Source organism: Paenibacillus sp. lzh-N1 (assembly GCF_002872435.1).
Lineage (GTDB): Bacteria > Bacillota > Bacilli > Paenibacillales > Paenibacillaceae > Paenibacillus > Paenibacillus polymyxa_C.
In genome coordinates, this window is the sequence record NZ_CP025696.1 from 1,399,195 (window position 1) to 1,416,951 (window position 17,757).

14 protein-coding genes are annotated in these 17,757 nt (G+C 45.1%); 10 read left to right on the plus strand and 4 right to left on the minus strand.

Annotated elements, in window-relative coordinates; genetic code table 11:
- Positions 1-206 precede the first annotated feature (206 nt).
- Both C0638_RS06405 and C0638_RS06410 read left to right on the plus strand, forming a co-directional pair.
- Positions 207-1,511 (plus strand): sensor histidine kinase, encoded by a 1,305-nt coding sequence (locus tag C0638_RS06405; RefSeq protein ID WP_040102352.1) that lies wholly within the window; start codon positions 207-209, stop codon positions 1,509-1,511.
- A gap of 5 nt (positions 1,512-1,516) precedes the next feature.
- A complete protein-coding gene (locus tag C0638_RS06410) occupies positions 1,517-2,446 on the plus strand; it encodes a response regulator (RefSeq protein ID WP_058711338.1) in 930 nt (309 codons plus the stop codon).
- A 102-nt stretch (positions 2,447-2,548) separates the two neighbouring features.
- On the opposite strand, the gene C0638_RS06415 is transcribed toward C0638_RS06410, so the two are convergent.
- Together C0638_RS06415 and C0638_RS06420 are read right to left on the minus strand one after the other, a co-directional pair.
- The gene (locus C0638_RS06415; protein ID WP_058711339.1) at positions 2,549-3,031 is read right to left on the minus strand and encodes a MarR family transcriptional regulator; all 483 of its coding nucleotides are present in this window, start codon (positions 3,029-3,031) and stop codon (positions 2,549-2,551) included.
- A 97-nt stretch (positions 3,032-3,128) separates the two neighbouring features.
- Positions 3,129-4,628, minus strand: a complete 1,500-nt coding sequence (locus tag C0638_RS06420) for a monooxygenase (protein WP_058711340.1) — start codon at positions 4,626-4,628, stop codon at positions 3,129-3,131.
- A gap of 309 nt (positions 4,629-4,937) precedes the next feature.
- On the opposite strand from C0638_RS06420, the gene C0638_RS06425 reads away from it, so the two are divergent.
- Together C0638_RS06425 and C0638_RS06430 are read left to right on the plus strand one after the other, a co-directional pair.
- Positions 4,938-5,435, plus strand: coding sequence for a DinB family protein (locus C0638_RS06425; protein WP_058711341.1), 498 nt, complete (start codon positions 4,938-4,940; stop codon positions 5,433-5,435).
- Positions 5,436-5,624: 189 nt separating this feature from the next.
- Positions 5,625-6,884: an MFS transporter gene (locus C0638_RS06430; RefSeq protein WP_233902293.1), complete on the plus strand. Its 1,260-nt coding sequence runs from the start codon at positions 5,625-5,627 to the stop codon at positions 6,882-6,884.
- Here C0638_RS06430 and C0638_RS06435 read toward each other — a convergent pair.
- Together C0638_RS06435 and C0638_RS06440 are read right to left on the minus strand one after the other, a co-directional pair.
- Entirely contained in the window at positions 6,851-7,672 is an 822-nt protein-coding gene (locus tag C0638_RS06435; RefSeq protein WP_058711342.1) for an endonuclease/exonuclease/phosphatase family protein, read from the minus strand. The genes C0638_RS06430 and C0638_RS06435 overlap by 34 nt on opposite strands.
- A 5-nt stretch (positions 7,673-7,677) precedes the next feature.
- Positions 7,678-9,342, minus strand: a complete 1,665-nt coding sequence (locus C0638_RS06440; protein ID WP_025674323.1) for a PTS transporter subunit IIBC — start codon at positions 9,340-9,342, stop codon at positions 7,678-7,680.
- Positions 9,343-9,586: 244 nt separating this feature from the next.
- Between C0638_RS06440 and C0638_RS06445 the strand changes: the two genes are divergently transcribed.
- The 6 genes from C0638_RS06445 (at position 9,587) to C0638_RS06470 (ending at position 17,643) form a co-directional block, all read left to right on the plus strand.
- Positions 9,587-10,594: a LacI family DNA-binding transcriptional regulator gene (locus C0638_RS06445; RefSeq protein WP_013368935.1), complete on the plus strand. Its 1,008-nt coding sequence runs from the start codon at positions 9,587-9,589 to the stop codon at positions 10,592-10,594.
- Between the two features lie 154 nt (positions 10,595-10,748).
- Positions 10,749-13,031: a glycoside hydrolase family 65 protein gene (locus C0638_RS06450; RefSeq protein WP_058711343.1), complete on the plus strand. Its 2,283-nt coding sequence runs from the start codon at positions 10,749-10,751 to the stop codon at positions 13,029-13,031.
- Positions 13,032-13,055: 24 nt separating this feature from the next.
- Positions 13,056-13,721, plus strand: coding sequence for a beta-phosphoglucomutase (gene pgmB / locus C0638_RS06455; RefSeq protein WP_014599390.1), 666 nt, complete (start codon positions 13,056-13,058; stop codon positions 13,719-13,721).
- Positions 13,722-13,886: 165 nt separating this feature from the next.
- The gene (locus C0638_RS06460) at positions 13,887-15,365 is read left to right on the plus strand and encodes a spore germination protein (protein WP_058711344.1); all 1,479 of its coding nucleotides are present in this window, start codon (positions 13,887-13,889) and stop codon (positions 15,363-15,365) included.
- Between the two features lie 4 nt (positions 15,366-15,369).
- Positions 15,370-16,524: a Ger(x)C family spore germination protein gene (locus C0638_RS06465; protein ID WP_058711345.1), complete on the plus strand. Its 1,155-nt coding sequence runs from the start codon at positions 15,370-15,372 to the stop codon at positions 16,522-16,524.
- Positions 16,525-17,643: a GerAB/ArcD/ProY family transporter gene (locus C0638_RS06470; RefSeq protein WP_058711346.1), complete on the plus strand. Its 1,119-nt coding sequence runs from the start codon at positions 16,525-16,527 to the stop codon at positions 17,641-17,643.
- The last annotated feature ends 114 nt before the right edge of the window (positions 17,644-17,757 follow it).

Consider the following 17,757-nt stretch of genomic DNA (forward strand, 5'->3'; position numbering starts at 1 on the left):
GTCCCCCCTGGCTGGTTTGTATATTTTTGCAGTATGCAGCTCTTAATATTCAAATGATGTTATTTATACTACAATCCGAACTATAAAAACCGACAGTTATCTACACATGTATTTCTTTTTTTCTATAAATTCACAAACATTAATGTTGAGCCTGTGAATTTATCTTACATTGCCTTTCTGAAACAAATATCCGGAGGTGAATTGGGATGAAGCTAAATACCCTTCTTTTCCTGCTGATGCTTATCTTTGTACCACTGGCAGGTGAGTTGAATATTCACCCGTTCGATAATACATTTCGTCTCAGCTTCGGTACGCCTGTGTTTTTTTTCTTTCTGTTATCCATACGTCAAATTCCGCCTGCACTCTCGGGTGTGCTTGTCGGGATCGCAGTAGTCGCTTTTCGCATTTCACTCAATCATTATCTCCATCCCGGGTCTTCCTTTGAAGCGTTGGTGACCTTGCATGGACCTACCTTTTTTTATTACATGGTTTATGGCCTGCTCTTTCAGGTCCTTAACATTAATGCCGAGCCTTACCGCGCACTGCGCGTAGGCCTCCTCTCGGTGGGGATTGAGGTTGCCGCAAGTGTGGCGGAACTTAGTGTCCGGCGAAGCATTGACGGCGATTTCTGGGACATCATGAAGATCAGCAAAGTGGCTTTTATGGCCATGATCCGCAGCTTCTTCGTGCTTGGGTTCTATAATATGATTCGATTAAATCAATCTGTTCAGCATGAAGAGGCACAAAGACAGCAGACAGAGCGAATTTTACTTCTGGTGTCGGACCTGTACGAGGAGTCAGTCCAGTTAGGCAAAACTCTATCGCACGCAGAGCGGATTACCCGTGAAAGCTATGAACTCTACCGTGAACTGCAGCAGGATGAATCTCTGAAAGATAGAGAGCATTACGCCAGACAGGCGCTACGTATTTCCGGACAGGTCCATGAGATTAAAAAAGACAGCCAGCGGATCTTTGCCGGTTTGTCCAAGCTCATTGATTCGGAAAGCGACGTGCATTATATGACTTCACAGGAACTTGGTGAGCTGATCGTCCGAACGAACAGCAAATACGCCCAATCGCTGGGCAAGTCTATCCGTTTCACGCTGAATTTCGATCCTTTGTTGCCTAAACTGCATGTTTATACAGTTCTCACGCTGATCAACAATCTGACATCCAATTCAGTGGAAGCGATGAAGGACAGCGGAAGGATTGACGTTTCCATTCATTTTCTACCGGGACAAGAGGATATAATATCCTTTAGTGTCACCGATAACGGTCCAGGTATTCCTCAGCGTAAACGGGAAATGATCTTCACACCGGGATACACGACCAAGTATGATGAGGGAGGACAACCTTCGACCGGCATGGGTTTATTTTATGTGCGTGAAGTCGCGGAGAGCCTTGATGGAACGCTTGAACTACTACAAAATGAAGATGAGCACACAGATAGATCACAGACCACTTTTAGAGTCATATTGCCTTTACGGAAACTGACGGAGAAAGGAAGATAGCCCGGATGCGTTTTTATATAGTAGATGACGATCAGGGGATTCGTTCTATGCTGGCAGACATTATTGAAGACGAGGGTTTAGGGGAGGTCGTTGGGGAAGCGGAGGACGGTTCCTACGTGAATAGCAGCCTGCTGGAGTTGAACCGAATTGATGTGTTACTGATTGACCTGCTGATGCCGCTTCGTGACGGCATTCAGACCGTGCGTGCACTCGGTGATCAATTTAGCGGAAAAATCATTATGATTTCTCGGATTGAATCCAAAAACATGATCGGTGAGGCGTACTCGCTAGGTATTGAATATTATATTGCCAAGCCCTTGAATCGACTGGAAATTATCGCAGTTATCCAAAAGGTGTCCGAACGCCTGCGCATGCAACAATCCATTACAGATATCCAGCGCACACTGCAAGGACTGTCGATGTTCACATCGAATAGCCCATCAGCGACACTGGAACCGACCCGAAACATTGTCAGTTCGGGGCAGTTTCTGCTCTCCGAGATGGGAATGATCGGCGAAGCCGGAAGTGTGGATTTACTGGATATGCTGGAATATCTGGAGCAATATGAGGAAGAAACCGGCAATCTATCGCCCTATCTGTTTCCCTCGCTAAAGGATATATTTGCGAATATAGCGTCCAAACGATTAGGAGACTCGGCCTCAGCAATAGAGCTGAGCAAGGAAATCAAGGCATCGGAGCAGCGTGTCCGCCGCGCCATTTTCCAGACATTAAGCCATATAGTATCGCTCGGATTGACCGACTATACCCATCCTAAGTTTGAAAATTATGCATCCAAATTTTTTGATTTTACTGAAATCCGCAAAAAAATGCTGGAGTTGCAAAACAATGTGGAGCCTTCACTGTCCCAAGCCCGCATTAATACGAAAAAGTTCGTGCAGGTGCTCTATATGGAAGCAAAACGACTATTGCATTAAAAGAAAAGCACCTGCATCTCCCCATGTGGCTATCACACAGAGATGAAACAGGTGCACATTGTCGATGATTTAAATGTCCCTTGTATTAAAATTCTTGCTCTGCTACTCCATAGCTTCCAAGAAACCTACGCCATCGGACAGCAGACGCTTCAAGACATGTAGTTCTTCCGAGCTATAACGATCTAAAAATTGAAATAACTGATGCTGTACCTTAGCATGCAGCCGCTCATGTACAAGAAAGAGCTTTTTCCCTAACGGGGTTAGCCGAAAATAAATTTCTTTCTTGTTGTCGTTCAGCTGGGTTCTGCGAATCCAGCCTTCCTTGAGCAGCTTGGTGCTAACTTTCGAAATGGTACCTTTGCTCAGCTCCATTCGTTCCGCTAATGTCGTAACATTGATCGGCTCATGCCTACCAATACAATCCATAACGTGCACATCCGTCATATTGAGCGAAGTCATTCCGTCAAAGTGCTCGCGGATTTCTTCGAGAAAGATCATGCTCTCTCGCTGCTGATGCTGCTCCAGCTGGTGATTCATCTTAATAAGCAAATCATAGACATGCTGAACCGATGTCGCCTTCTCCATACGAACAAGTAGTCACTCCTTTGGCATACTCCTCCTTTCATTATAGCCCACATTTGTTTCGCAGGAAACAATATGGTCATGATCATACCTTTTTCCTTTATATTAACGTGACAATGCCATCCTTAATAACACTCGCTATATCCGTTTGTTCCACCGAAATGGCCCAAGCGATATACCCATCGGGACGGATGAAAACCGTATGCACACCTCTCCATCCAACGGGCAATTCTTCGGCTACGGCCTCCACATATGAAATATGTGAAAGGGAGATATGGCGAAACTCATTCGATACCTTAGGATCCTGTGCAAGATGGAGAAGTACAAAGCGGCCTTCATGAAGAAGATCGTAAGCATACGATGTCACTCCGTCAGGCAACTGCAATTCAAAATCCGCAAACCGTTTTCCGTTCAGCGGATGCTGCGGTATATTGCCAGCCGCTGGATAACATACATCCAGTGCACTAATCTGCTCTGCCATAGACCGATTAATTTCCGGATGGCGGAACCATTCCTCGTGTAATTGGCGGTGTGCCAATACAGCAGGCGTAAAATCCAATAAGCGAGTCTGAACCTCGGTATTCCGTAAAAACTGCGTATTAACCGGATAACGTTCGTCATGATAACTATTCAGCAGCGTGTCTGGAGCCCAGCCACGAATCACTCCTGCCAGCTTCCATCCCAGATTCGCCGCCTCTTGCAGGCCAACATTCATTCCCTGTCCACCTGCCGGGAAGTGAATATGCGCAGCATCACCTGCTAGCAGGATTCTCCCTTTTCGATATGTCTGCGCTTGCCGCGTTGCATTCCCGAATCGGGATAACCAGCGAGGATTGGTGACGCCAAGATCTGTACCAAGCAGATCGCGCAGTTCTGTCCGCACTTCTTCCAGCGTCACAGGTACGTCTTTTGGGACATTTATCAGTCGAGGTGTAGTCAAAATAACCCGATAAATATCTGGAGACACAGGGGCAATCATCACCCCACCTCGTTCACTATATTCGGAATGTACGCCATTTTCAGGCGGATTGGCTAGCTCTACATCCGCTAATACAGCGGTCAGAGTAGTATCCGTGCCCGGAAAAGCAATTCCGGCTTGTTTTCGCACGATACTCCCGGCCCCATCCGCTCCTACGACATAGGCAGCAGTCATCACCGATACATTGGCTTGTGCTCCAGATGCACATACACTAACCACCTCTACGCCCTGCTCTTGCTCTCGCATAGATACCACTTCCATACCACGGTGAACGACAACTCCCAGCTTGAGCGCATGCTCCTCGATCACTTGCTCTGTAATCACCTGTGGAATAAACAACGTATAATTGGAGGAACTATCAAGCACAGAAAAGTCCAAGCGGGTATTCAGCATTGAAAAGTGACCTGTACGTATAGGTCTGCCGCGCTTCATAAACCGCTCCTTTAATCCACGCATATCAAACATCTCAAGCATCCGTGGATGTAGCGTAAGCGCACGCGACTGGCGAATAGGCTCCTCTAAACGTTCAATTACACATACGCTTACCCTCGCCAATGCCAACTCAGCAGCTAACCACATCCCAACAGGTCCGCCGCCTACTACAATCACTTCGTAATCCATGTTCACACCCCTTATTTAAAAACTTTATTCCCACCGCCTAATTGTTTCTAAAGAAACAATATGCATATACGGAAAGCTCCCCTTAACATTTCCGTATATATTAAACAACATATACAAATGTATTTTATTGTTTCAAGAGAAACAATATTATTGTAATTTAATTGATAACAATTATCAACTGCTTTATTAAAATGATTTCTGCCCTTTACTTTAGACCACGCATTTATTTCCATTTCGAAAAATATAATTGTATAATTGCTAAATAAGACTAAGCAAGAAACAAGCTCTCCATAGAAGGGATGATTATACATGTCGGATGCCAACCAATTATTTGGTCAAGCACTGGTTAAATCACTGGTCGGGGAACGTGGACATATTCGAGTGGCTCGGGCTTTGCCAGACATTGACATCGAGCTGGCAGGGAAGAAAAACGCGGAAATGCCCTACAGCATTTATCAACTGCTGAAGCATATGATTTACTGGCAGCAATTTATGCTGGAGCATTTGGAAGGACGGAAGCCCCAGCTTCCAGGCAATGTCATGGAAAGCTGGCCGGAAGAAACTGGACCGCAAAGCGAAGAGGCATGGCAGGCTGTCATTAATGAATTTTTACAGGGCGTAGATCGGGCTGTGCAAATTGCTGAAACCGCGCAACTGGATGAATTACTGACTCATTTCCCAGGGGAAACAAAAGCGGGATTGCTGCGGAATATCGCTTCCCACAATTCCTATCATTTGGGTGAAATCGTACTACTGCGCCGGATTTATGGAGCTTGGCCACCCCCAGGAGGCGGCTTCCCTGCTTAAAGGCTACGCCACTCCCTTGTCATACGTGTCACACCTCCAAAATTGCACTGAATTTAGGCACAGCGTGGAGTACACCAGCGTATCCTATGAAGGAACCCACTAGCTCGAATGGAAGCCGTTCATTCATAATAAAGAGTCATCGAAAAAAACGGTCCCCATGATGCAAGCTCAAAGAGAGGTTTCGAGGATATGGTAAGAAACTTATATTTAAATCGTAATATTGCCTGTATGATCGTGATCAGCCTTATTGCTAACATGAGTGGAAGTATGATCCTTCCACTCTTTGCTATTTATGTAGAGCAATTCGGGATATCTACACTTGGCATGAGCATTTTATTTTCTTTGTTTTATGTGGGAAGATTTCTTGGCGGAGGCATGGCAGGACGAATCTATGAAAAGATAGGCGCAAAACGCTTGGGGTTAGGCTTACTCATCGCTGAAATCGCTTGTATGCTCCTGTTTCCGATTGCAACAAGCTTCATCATTCTATCCATACTGAGACTTCTTCAAGGCTTGGTGGCTATAGGGCTAACCGTCTTTGTAAGAGTCACGGTCAATCACATGAGCACCGCAGAGAATCGAGGCACGCTAAATGGATATATTAGCAGCAGTGAAGGTGCCGGTATGATTTTAGGCCCTCTTATAAGTGGAGTCATTGTTTCCTATTTTTCTTTATCCGTACCGTTTTACTTCGTTGCTATTTTTGCATGTATATCCTTCATTGCCGCTTCAAGAATGACTTTCGCTAATTCTCCCTTAAAGCCACAGCAACAGCATCCCCCCCTTCAAAAACCGCAAAGAAGAATCATATTAACAAAACAGTTGCTGCTTTATTCCACCGTTCATTTCCTTGAAATGAGTGCATTTGCTATATTTTTAACATACTTCTCTGTGTATGCAACCTACAAGCTCCATTGGAGTCCAGCAGAAATCAGCTTAGCTTTTACAATCATCGGCATATCTACCTTTGTATCAGCACCCTTTATTGGTAAAATATCTGATATGCTCAAGGATCGCTTGCTGCTATGTATCATCGGTCTATTATTAATCATGATGGAAATTATCTTATTTTTATGGTTCACAGAACCGTGGATCGTATACTTGGGGATGTTCATCGGAGGTATAGGAGGAGCCAGCTATCTGGATTCCTTTTACTCGCAGCTAGGGGATGTTATTCCTGAAGAAAATAGAAGCTCATTTATCGGCAACGTCGTATCTTTGTCAGAATTGGGGGCCATTGTGTCTCCAATCATTGCAGGCGCGCTCATGGACTGTTTTAGCATCAATACTCCCTTTTATTACAATATGATTTTGGTATTGATTGCGATTGTTATTCAATATACCATTCGATTAAAATCGAAATCCGTAAGAAAAAAGGCCAATTGCATAAGCAAATGGCCTCCTTTGTGTGTTCATCACAGTTCCAACTCGACTGCAACGCCGAAATGATCGGATACAACCGGTCCTGTTTTCCCATTCAGTACAACTGCTGAGGATTGAACCTGTGCTGCCTTACGGGAGAAAATATAGTCAATACGAAGCGGCTCCGCATTACTTTCCCAGCCAGCAATAGCTTTGATAACTGTGTGTCCTGCATCACGTACTGCAGCGTTCGAATAGGTGTCTGACCAACCGGATTGCATTACATAGTCGTATCCCTCTCCGCGCACTTCAGCCGCGTTGTTGAAATCCCCCATCACAAATACAGGAGCCGGAGCTAAAGGATCGAGCACTTCGGTTGTACGATCCCATAGTCCACGGAAGGATTCCTCATCATTCCACCAGTTATAATGCCCACTGACAAACCAGGCCTGTACTCCGTCCACCACAGTCTGAATGCCTACAATTTTACGCGAGCGGTAGTTGTCATAATCCTGCATTGAGGAAATATATTCGTTCACCGTCGCTGTAATCGGTGTTTTGGACAGAATCGCCAAACCCTCGTCATATTTGGCAAAACCAATATGCGCGGGAGCCCACGTCCAGTGATAAGCATCGGACAATAGACCGTTCAGCACATAAGCATAGTTATCGCGTTTAATGACAACTTCAGGATCTGCACTATAGTACGCGCCCAAATCGTCCGGTGTCAACGGAGTCTCTTCTAGGGACTGGTTGACTTCCTGCAAAGCAATGACATCAAACTGCTGTTCATCAATAAAAGCAGCCAATTGCTTCAGCTTATCGTGTTGGTTTTCTTCCATCCAAGCATGTGCATTTAAGGTTAATAATTTCAAGCTAATCACCTATTGAGTATGTCTTGTATATCTGATTTAAGCACATCGGCCTTTGGTCCGTAAACCGCCTGTACCCCATTATCAACTTTAATTAAGCCCAAGGCGCCTAACGCTTTCCACGTCTTTTCATCCCCGACGGCTTCTGTATCCTTCACCGTTACACGCAGTCGGGTCATGCAAGCATCCACCTCGACAATGTTCTGCTCACCCCCAAGTGTCTTGATGATATCCGCAGCCAATTGATTTTTAGTTGAAACCGCTGCCAAACCATCGGCTTTTGTACTCTCTGCCTCGGAAGTCGCTTGAGGCTCTTCATCTGTATAATTCCCGAGTCTTCCTGGCGTAGCCATTTTGAATTTGCCGATCATAAAATAAGCGATAAAGTAGGTTGCTACCGCAAACACTACACAAGTCAGCACAAAGTTAATGATATCCTGCACTAACCCTGCATTTATAGACAATGGCAAGCGAGTCAGCAGCTCAATCATACCAAACGAATGTAAACGCAAATGTATAATATCAGCCATTCCGAAAGCAATGCCGGTAAGAATAGCATAAACCACATACAATACAGGCGCCACGAACATAAACATGAATTCCAGCGGCTCCGTCACCCCTGTTAAAAAAACGGCTGCTGCTGCAGAGAAAATCATCGACTTGTACTTGCCGCGTTTATCTTTGTCTACACGGCGATACATTGCTACTGCCAGCCCCATAAGGATGCCCGCTCCGCCGATCATTTGTCCTACCTTGAAACGGGCAGGCGTCACGCCTCCCAGCAAGCTGTTGTAGGCTGCCGGATCGGTACCACGAAGCGCACTGAGATCACTAGCCCAAGCCAGCCACAGCGGGTCTTGCCCAGCAACAACACTTCCTGCTCCAGAACCCGTGAGTACCGTGTAAACGCCACCAAGTTGAGTATAGTTAATAGGAACGGTCAGCATATGATGAAGACCAAAAGGAATCAACAGTCTCTCCAGTGTACCATAGACAAATGGCGCTATAAAAGGAGCCGACTCTCCTGAAGTCGCCAACCAAACGCCAAATTGGTTAATCCCGCCTTGGACAAATGGCCAGACAGCAGACATGATCAAACTCACGATCACAGACCAGAGAATCACGACAAACGGAACAAAGCGCTTACCGTTAAAAAAAGCTAGAGCATCGGGGAGCTTTCGATAATTATAGTATTTATTAAACACCACGGCCCCGACAAAGCCGGAGATGATACCGACAAACACACCCATATTGAGTGCAGGAGCCCCCAAAATAGAGGTGAAATAACCACTGACCGGAATCGATGCACCGAAAAGAGTATGAGTGGTTGCTCCTTCCTGGGTTAGCATCTTCGAGGATACGCCCAAAATCGTTCCTGTTGATATATTGATGAGAACAAAAGCAATTAAGGCCGCAAAAGCTCCGCCCGCCCGTTCCTTAGCCCAGGAACCACCAATCGCCACGGCAAACAGGATGTGTAAGTTGTTGATAATACCCCAACCCAGATTCTCCATGACCCCGCCGACAGTCACCCAGAAATGAATATCGCCAGCCAACATCGCCACTACTTTACCAAGTGAAATCATAATCCCGGCTGCTGGCATGACAGCAACAACCACAAGAAGTGCCTTCCCAAGCTTTTGCCAAAAATCAAATGATAGAAGTTTTTTCATGCTCGTTCAGTCTCCATCCCTTATAGTATGTATAGCATGGGTAGTGCTCAATAAGAAAATTATGCAATCGGTTGCACGATTATTATAATGATATCGCTTTCTATTGGCAATACCCTAGTTATAAATATCTTGGTTAATGCTGATAGAAATACTCGAAAAAGCCGCTAATTTGTTGAAATTGGAGCAATATCGTATGATAGAACATAATATTTTCTGCTTGAGATAGCAAAAGGAGACGAAGACGATGGCAGTAACCATCAAAGATGTCGCAAAACGTGCTAAAGTTGCTACTTCCACCGTATCCCGTGTCATTCAAGACAGCCCCAAAATCAGCGAAGCCACCAAGGCACGCGTTCGTAAAGAAATGAAGGCGCTTGGCTATGAACCCAACTATTCCGCTCAAAGCCTGGCTAACCGTGTCACACAGTCAATAGGCATTATTATGCCTGAATCGGACGTGGCGATCTTTCAGAATCCTTTCTTTCCGGAAAGCCTACGCGGGATCAGCGAATGGGTAAACGAGCACAACTATACACTGTCGATTGTCACAGGCAAAACGAGTGATGAATTGCTATCCCGCGTAAAGCTAATGACCCGGACCGGACGCGTTGACGGCTACATTGTCCTGTACTCCAAGCAAAAGGATAGCATCGTGGAGTATCTTCATAAAGAGAAAATTCCCTATACCGTTATCGGCAAGCCTCAGCAGTTTGTCAGTGAAACTACCCATGTAGACAACGATAACTACCAGGCAGCCAAAGATGTGGTCACTTATTTGACGGGGCTGAATCATGAGCGCATTGCTTATGTTGGCGGTGATCAGGAACACATCGTAAATCTTGAAAGACTCCGAGGCTACCAAGACGCACTACGAGAAGCCGGCTTGCCTCTACCGAAGGAATACGTGGTCAGGGAGCCCTTTAATCTAGAGGACATGCGCACGTTATTGCAGGCTACCCCGCCGCCTACTGCGATGATCGTTAGCGACGACCTTGTAGCCATGGCCGTACAGAAAATGCTTGCTCAGTTAGGCGTATCCATGCCAGAGCAGCTGTCCATGGTGAGCTTCAATAACTTGATGCTGGCTGAGCTGATGAATCCCCCACTTACTTCCGTGGATATTGATATCTTCAGCCTTGGTTATCAGGCTGCCAAAAGTCTGATCGAAAAAATTGAAGACCCGAAAGAATTGACCAAGCACATCATTGTTCCCCACCGAATTGTAGAGCGCAAATCAAGCCAGACACTATGAATCTCTAAGAAATGAACAAGAACTGATTTTATGGATATTCATAAAATCAGTTTTTTTGCGTTGACAGGGCAAACGGTTGCACTATATACTGAACTCGCTCATATATTGGTTCCGTTAAAACAACGATCTCATTTTCCGAGAGGGGTACGCAATCATGGTTTACAACCGATTATTTGACGTAGATAGTTGGAAGCTGACAACACACACTCTACATAGCACACACATGCGATTACAGGAAAGCTTAACGTCCATAGGCAACGGCTATATGGGCATGCGCGGCAATTTTGAAGAAACTTATTCAGGGGATCATCATCAGGGGACGTATATCTCCGGTATTTGGTTCCCTGACAAAACAAAGGTAGGCTGGTGGAAGAACGGCTATCCTGAATATTTCGGCAAGGTCATCAATGCCATGAACTTCATCGGCATCCGTCTGATTGTAAACCAAGAGGAAGTGGACTTATTTACGGCACACATCAGCGATTTTGTGCAGGAGCTGGACATGAAGCAGGGAATCCTGCGGCGCGCTTGTACTGTGAACGACCAGGTTCGTATCACTACAGAGCGTTTTCTGAGCGTTACTACACGTGAATTATGCCTGATTGATTATCAGGTCGAAAATATAAGCGATCAGCCTTTAAGCATTGAGCTTGTTCCTTATTTGGATGGCAATACGAAAAATGAGGACACCAACTATGACGAGGTATTTTGGCTGGAAGAGGCCCGTGAGGTTCAAGAGCAATTCATCAGCCTGTCCGCAACAACGATAGATAATCCCTTCGGTATTCCGCGCTTTACCGTAAACGCTACCATGGGTATTGTAACCGAGGGACAAGATGAGCAGACGACGGAAGAGAGCTTTTTGTATGCTGCACGCCACTATCAATACAACGTCTCGCCAGGTGACCGTATCCAACTGCAAAAAATTGTAGCCGTCACCACTTCACGCGATATGGAAAAGGATGCATTGATTCCGCAAGCTGAACGCATCGCCGTGGAAGCTGTCAACAAAGGCTACACCTCTCTTAAGCAAGAGCATATCGACGCTTGGGCCAGACGCTGGGACAAGGCAGATGTTGAAATTGAGGGGGATACGGAGGCCCAACAGGGAATACGCTTTAACATTTTCCAGCTATTCTCTACGTACTACGGTGAAGATGCCCGTCTAAATATCGGACCGAAGGGCTTTACGGGTGAAAAATATGGCGGTGCCACCTATTGGGATACAGAAGCATATGCCGTACCTATGTACCTCGCGCTTGCCGACCCGGAGGTAACGCGAAATCTGCTGCTGTACCGTCACCAACAACTGGAGGGTGCCAAGCATAACGCAACCCAGCAAGGGCTTCGAGGGGCATTGTACCCTATGGTCACTTTTACAGGCGTGGAATGCCATAACGAATGGGAAATTACCTTCGAGGAAATTCATCGTAATGGTGCGATTGCCTATGCCATTTACAATTACACCAATTATACGGGGGACTTGACCTATCTGCATGACTACGGAATCGATGTACTGGTCGAAATTAGCCGCTTCTGGGCCGATCGGGTTCATTTCTCCAAGAGCCGTCAGCAGTATATGATCCACGGGGTTACCGGGCCAAACGAATACGAAAATAACGTTAATAACAACTGGTATACCAATACGCTGGCTGCATGGGTTCTAAAATATACTTTGTCAGTCTTGCCTCAAATTTCGACTGAGAAATCGCAGCGCCTGGCCGTTACAGCTGATGAGCGTGCACATTGGCAAGATATCATCAACAACATGTATTATCCTTATGATGAAGAGCGGGGCGTCTTCGTACAGCACGATACCTTTATGGATAAAGATTTGCAGCCTGTATCCACTTTGCATCCTAGCAATCTGCCACTTAATCAGAAATGGTCATGGGATAAAATCCTGCGTTCCTGCTTCATTAAGCAAGCGGATGTACTGCAAGGGCTCTATTTCTTTGGAGACCAGTTCACGCTGGAGGAAAAAGCACGCAATTTTGCATTTTACGAGCCAATGACCGTTCATGAATCCAGTCTGTCTCCTTCGATTCATGCCGTACTGGCCGCTGAACTCAAAATGGAGGATAAGGCAGTCGAAATGTATAAACGGACGGCCCGTCTGGATCTGGATAACTATAATAATGACACCGAAGACGGACTTCATATCACCTCCATGACAGGAAGCTGGCTGGCGATTGTACAGGGATTTGCCGGGATGAGAACCTATAATGAAACACTCAGCTTTTCCCCTTTTCTGCCGAAGGACTGGAACAAATATACGTTTAAAATCAACTATCGCGGCCGCTTGCTAAGTATTCTCGTACAGGAGGGTGAAGTAGTCATTACCCTGCTGGACGGAGAACCGCTCACGCTGGAGCTGTATGGACAGCCAACGCATATTACCAGTGGACAGTCGTTAATGGCGAGCAGTGCTTCATAAATGGACCAGACAGGGGGAAAGCAAATGAAAGCAGTTATTTTTGATCTGGACGGAGTCATTACAGATACCGCCGAATATCATTTTCAGGCATGGGGTAGCTTGGCAGCAGCGCTCAGCATCCCTTTTGATCGGGAATTTAATGAACAGTTAAAAGGAATCAGCCGTACGGAATCGCTCGACAAAATACTGGCACGCGGTAACCTGTCCAATACGTTATCAGAAGAAGGCAAGCAAGAACTGGCTATACAAAAAAACACCGAGTATCAGCGGCTCATCTCAGCCTTGACTCCCTCAGACGTTCTTCCGGGCATTCAAGCGCTTTTGAAGGAGCTGCGTGAAGCCCGAGTTGGCATCGCGCTGGCCTCTGCGAGCAAAAATGCAGCGTTTATACTGGATCGGCTGGAGCTAGCGCACTATTTTGACAGTGTGGTAGATGTTACTGCCATTCGGCATGGAAAACCTGACCCGGAAATTTTCCTCGCCGGAGCTGCGAATCTAGGCGTTCAGCCTGCCGACTGTATCGGCATAGAAGACGCACAGGCAGGCATACAGGCGATCAAGGGTGCCGGGATGTTCGCGGTCGGTGTAGGAACACCTTCGCAAATGCAAGGTGCAGATATCGTGGTAGCCACTACAGCCGAGCTTTCCTTGAGCATGCTGGAGGAACATTTTTACGAGTTCAAAAAATGATCCCATTCTGATTAAGTTCATATAGCCTTATGTATGACTAAAGACGAACACCATTAGGTGTTCGTTTTTGCTTTTGCTGGGAAAAACGATCAATGAATATTTATCACTATTTTACACATATTACATGCATATCATGCTTTAAGCTTTTTGAAGGGGGAAACGTCAGTGGCAAGATCACTCGAGGCAAAATTAGATTATCTTGAAAAGACTCTGGGTCATCTTCCTGATGTCGTCTTCAAAAAAATGAATGTGGGTCAAACGGGAATTCATGTCATTATGATCTATCTCTCCGGTATTGCGGATACAAGTATGATTAACGAACAAATCGTCAAGCCGCTCATTTTAACTGGAATCCGTGAAAACCACTCCCAAGTTAATCCTGACAAAATAAAGGAGGAGTTGATACAGCAGACAGCATTTACGATCGATATGACAGAAGGGACAGACCTTGAAACGTGTGTAAGCAAAGTGTTATCGGGATATACTTGTCTGCTGATCGAAGGGACTGATGATGTTTTTTTTGCTTCTACAGGCAAATTCCCTTCGCGAAGTGTTGAGGAACCCAGCACCGAAACTTTGGTTAGAGGACCAAGGGAAGGTTTTATTGAGGATTTGGAAAGCAACCTGGCAATGGTTAGAAGGCACATCAAAGATATTAGTTTCAGAATAGACAAAATAACCATAGGAAGGAGATCTTCCCGTAAATTAGCAATCTTGTACATATCGGATATCGCAAATCCGGAGCTAGTTCAAGAAGTTAAGCGAAGAGTCGAAACGATTGATGTGGATGATGCTTCCGATACCGGGGTTATTGAGCAATGGATCGAGGAACATCCATGGTCTCCGTTTCCCCAGATTCAAGCCTCTGAACGCTCAGATAAAGCTATAACAGCCTTAATGTCAGGGAGAGTTGTCATTATGCTAGATGGCACCCCTTTTGTCCTAATTGCTCCCATGACCTTCTGGATGCTGGCTCAATCGCCAGAAGATTATTATGAGCGTTTCCCCTTAGGGACATTTTTCCGCATGCTTCGTTTAATGGCTTTGTTTATTGCAACATTCCTGCCTTCGTTGTACGTTGCACTGATTTCTTTCCATCCTGGATTAATCCCGCCTGAGCTGGTCATATCTATCGTTGCCTCAAGGGAGGGAATCCCTTTTCCCGTTTTTGTGGAGGCTTTAATTATGGAATTGGCATTGGAAATATTGCGCGAGGCCAGTCTGCGGCTACCCAAAGGGATAGGACAGGTCATCGGTATTGTAGGCGGTCTTGTTATTGGACAAGCAGCTGTCGAGGCGGCGGTTGTAAGTGCTTTTCTGATTATTGTCGTTGGTCTTACTGCCATTGCGTCTTTTGCAAGCCCGCAGTACAGCGGCAGTATCGGAATTCGGCTTCTTCGTTTTCCCATTATGATGATCGCAGGGGTTTATGGGCTTTATGGAGTAATTTTAGCCTTTATTTGTTTAGGTGTACACATGGTCCAGATCAAGAGCTTTGGTGTTCCTTACATGTCACCCCTAGCCCCTGTTCGGCTAAGAGATCAACAAGACACCTTGGTTCGGGTTCCTTATAAATATCTCAGAAAACGTCCTATGATGCTAAAAACACAGGACGAAACACACTCTAACAGGAAAAGGAAGTAAAACTATGATTTCTTACGGCCTTCTGTTTCGTCGCACCCTATGGGTACAAAAATGCTTTGCCGCATGGATCGCGTGTACTCTCCTCACCGGTTGTTGGGATAGCAGAGAGATCGATAACTTGAGTATTATTCAAGGCGTCGCCATTGATACGGATCAGCAGGATATGCTGGAACTTACCTACCAGCACTTAATCGCGCAGAAATCCAGAAAAAATATGTATCGCAACGTAACAACCTTCAATAAAGATTCCATCCAGTCTGCTTCCAGGGAACAGGCTAAGCAGGTATCTCGTGCTCCTTTATATAGTTTTATTCGCTTGATTTTGATTAGTGACCAAGCTATACAAAAAAGAAGAATCGACCAGTTGTTAGATACGTTTACTCGCTCCTATAAACCAAGTCGAAAATCACTTGTTATGATCGTAAAAGACAATGCGAAAGAAGCACTCAATAAGATGGGCAAACATCAAGAGATACCTTCTATTGACCTTGAAGCATTGGCTAAAAACAGCAATTTAAATTCAAAAATACCTTATAGAATAACATTAGGGGAAGTTTCTACGCATATCTCACAAGGAGCTGACTTCCTCATTCAATGCCTAGAAACCGGTGGAGGCAATCACTTCTCAGGTGCAGCTCTGATCCGCGGCAAAACGAAGAAATTTGCTTATTGGCTGGACGAAGAGGACGTCATCGGAATCAACTGGATGCTGGGAAAAACAAAAGGTTCAATTATTAGAACTGAGAGCTCAAAGTCAAATCAATCCATGGTCTTTGAAGTAGAGGATGTCCACACAAAACTTATTCCCCACCTCAACGGGCAGGACCTCTCATTCACAGTTCGTATTAAAACAGATATCAAACTAAACGAAAGCACGGTAAATTCTGAAGACTTCCTGAAGGAATCATTCATCCAAACCGCCAAACAAGAGGCGCAGGATGAAATCAAACAAACCGTATCCCAATCGCTAAACACACTCCAGAAAGAAATGAGAGCAGATGTAGTCGGTTTTGGCACAAAAGTAAGAGTAAATTATCCCGCTTACTGGGATCGGGTAAAGGAAAATTGGCAAGACACATTCAGTCAAATACCGATCGATGTTAAGGCTAAAGTACAGATAGAGCGAACTGGTGCCTATTCAAAGGAAGAGGGTGAGTAAATGTCTAACATACCTTCCATGAAACAGGAGAAAATATCCACCCTGCAAGCCTTATTCACCGTCACTTCGACTGTGTATGCTGTAGGTATTGTCAGTTTACCAAGAACCATTGCGGAGAAGACGCAAACACCCGACGTGTGGCAGGGACTTTTGCTGGCAACTCTGCTTGGGATCGGCGTCATTTTTATCCACGTTAAATTGTGCCATAGATTTCCAGGGAAGACGTTCTATGAGTTCAATCCTGTGATTGCAGGTAAATTCATCGGCTTTCTGATCAATATCGCATTTATTGTATTTTGCATGATGATCTGCTCTCTGGTATGTAGAATGATGGCGGAATTCCTCAAGGGTCTTGCACTGGAGAGAACACCGATAAGTATGATTCTCTTACCGTTTCTTCTACTTATTGGGTATTTGACCTGGGGCGGTCTCCATGCAATGGTTCGATTGATCGAGCTTTTTTTTCCTTTAACCTTTATTGTTTTTTTATTGTTGATCATTCTTAATATCAACCATTTTAATCTTGATAATTTGCGCCCTGTTTTCCATAAAGGTTGGCGTCCGATCTTTGAATCACTTAAAGTTATACCTTTCTCTACTATGGGTTTTGAGTCCATTCTTATATTAACTAATGTGATGACCAACCCACAAAAAGCATGGAAAGCTGGATGGATCGGCTACTCGATTGCAATGGGTTTGTATATTTTAATGGTAACGATGGTCATTGGCTGTATGGGAGTTGAAGAAGTTTCCCGATTACAATGGCCGGTTGTGTCTTTTGCACAGCAAATTGAATTCCCCGGCGCGTTCCTGGAACGATTTGAAATATTATTTATCATTTTGTGGACGATCAAAATTTTCATGACCGCCTCAAATTATTATTTCTATATTGTTACTGGAATCAGCCAGCTCACCCAAAAGTGGAACAAGTATATCTGTTATCTCCCGTTAATTATATTATTTTGCCTGAGCATGTATCCCCAAAATTTTATTGAAATAGGCAACTTCGATAAAATAATAGGTTATGTTGGAATTGTTGTATGTGCGGCAGTACCTTCGGTGCTTCTTGTCATCTCTATGGTCTTCCATCGAACAGAAAAAACGGATGGAAAACAGTAAAGGAATCTCCTCGCTCTTCCCGATGACTCTTCCCCTTATGCTATAGCGTAAGGGGATTTTTACTTTTCACCCTGCGGTTATTCTTCGGAATTTTCCAACTGCTCCCTCCACTCA

What these genes read in the sequence shown, in the direction of transcription:
- C0638_RS06405 (WP_040102352.1), top strand. Translation starts at nt 207, where the DNA reads ATGAAGCTAAATACCCTTCTTTTCCTGCTGATGCTTATCTTTGTACCA.
- C0638_RS06410 (WP_058711338.1), top strand. Translation starts at nt 1,517, where the DNA reads ATGCGTTTTTATATAGTAGATGACGATCAGGGGATTCGTTCTATGCTG.
- C0638_RS06415 (WP_058711339.1), bottom strand. Translation starts at nt 3,031, where the DNA reads ATGGAGAAGGCGACATCGGTTCAGCATGTCTATGATTTGCTTATTAAG.
- C0638_RS06420 (WP_058711340.1), bottom strand. Translation starts at nt 4,628, where the DNA reads ATGGATTACGAAGTGATTGTAGTAGGCGGCGGACCTGTTGGGATGTGG.
- C0638_RS06425 (WP_058711341.1), top strand. Translation starts at nt 4,938, where the DNA reads ATGTCGGATGCCAACCAATTATTTGGTCAAGCACTGGTTAAATCACTG.
- C0638_RS06430 (WP_233902293.1), top strand. Translation starts at nt 5,625, where the DNA reads ATGGTAAGAAACTTATATTTAAATCGTAATATTGCCTGTATGATCGTG.
- C0638_RS06440 (WP_025674323.1), bottom strand. Translation starts at nt 9,342, where the DNA reads ATGAAAAAACTTCTATCATTTGATTTTTGGCAAAAGCTTGGGAAGGCA.
- C0638_RS06445 (WP_013368935.1), top strand. Translation starts at nt 9,587, where the DNA reads ATGGCAGTAACCATCAAAGATGTCGCAAAACGTGCTAAAGTTGCTACT.
- C0638_RS06450 (WP_058711343.1), top strand. Translation starts at nt 10,749, where the DNA reads ATGGTTTACAACCGATTATTTGACGTAGATAGTTGGAAGCTGACAACA.
- pgmB (WP_014599390.1), top strand. Translation starts at nt 13,056, where the DNA reads ATGAAAGCAGTTATTTTTGATCTGGACGGAGTCATTACAGATACCGCC.
- C0638_RS06465 (WP_058711345.1), top strand. Translation starts at nt 15,370, where the DNA reads ATGATTTCTTACGGCCTTCTGTTTCGTCGCACCCTATGGGTACAAAAA.
- C0638_RS06470 (WP_058711346.1), top strand. Translation starts at nt 16,525, where the DNA reads ATGTCTAACATACCTTCCATGAAACAGGAGAAAATATCCACCCTGCAA.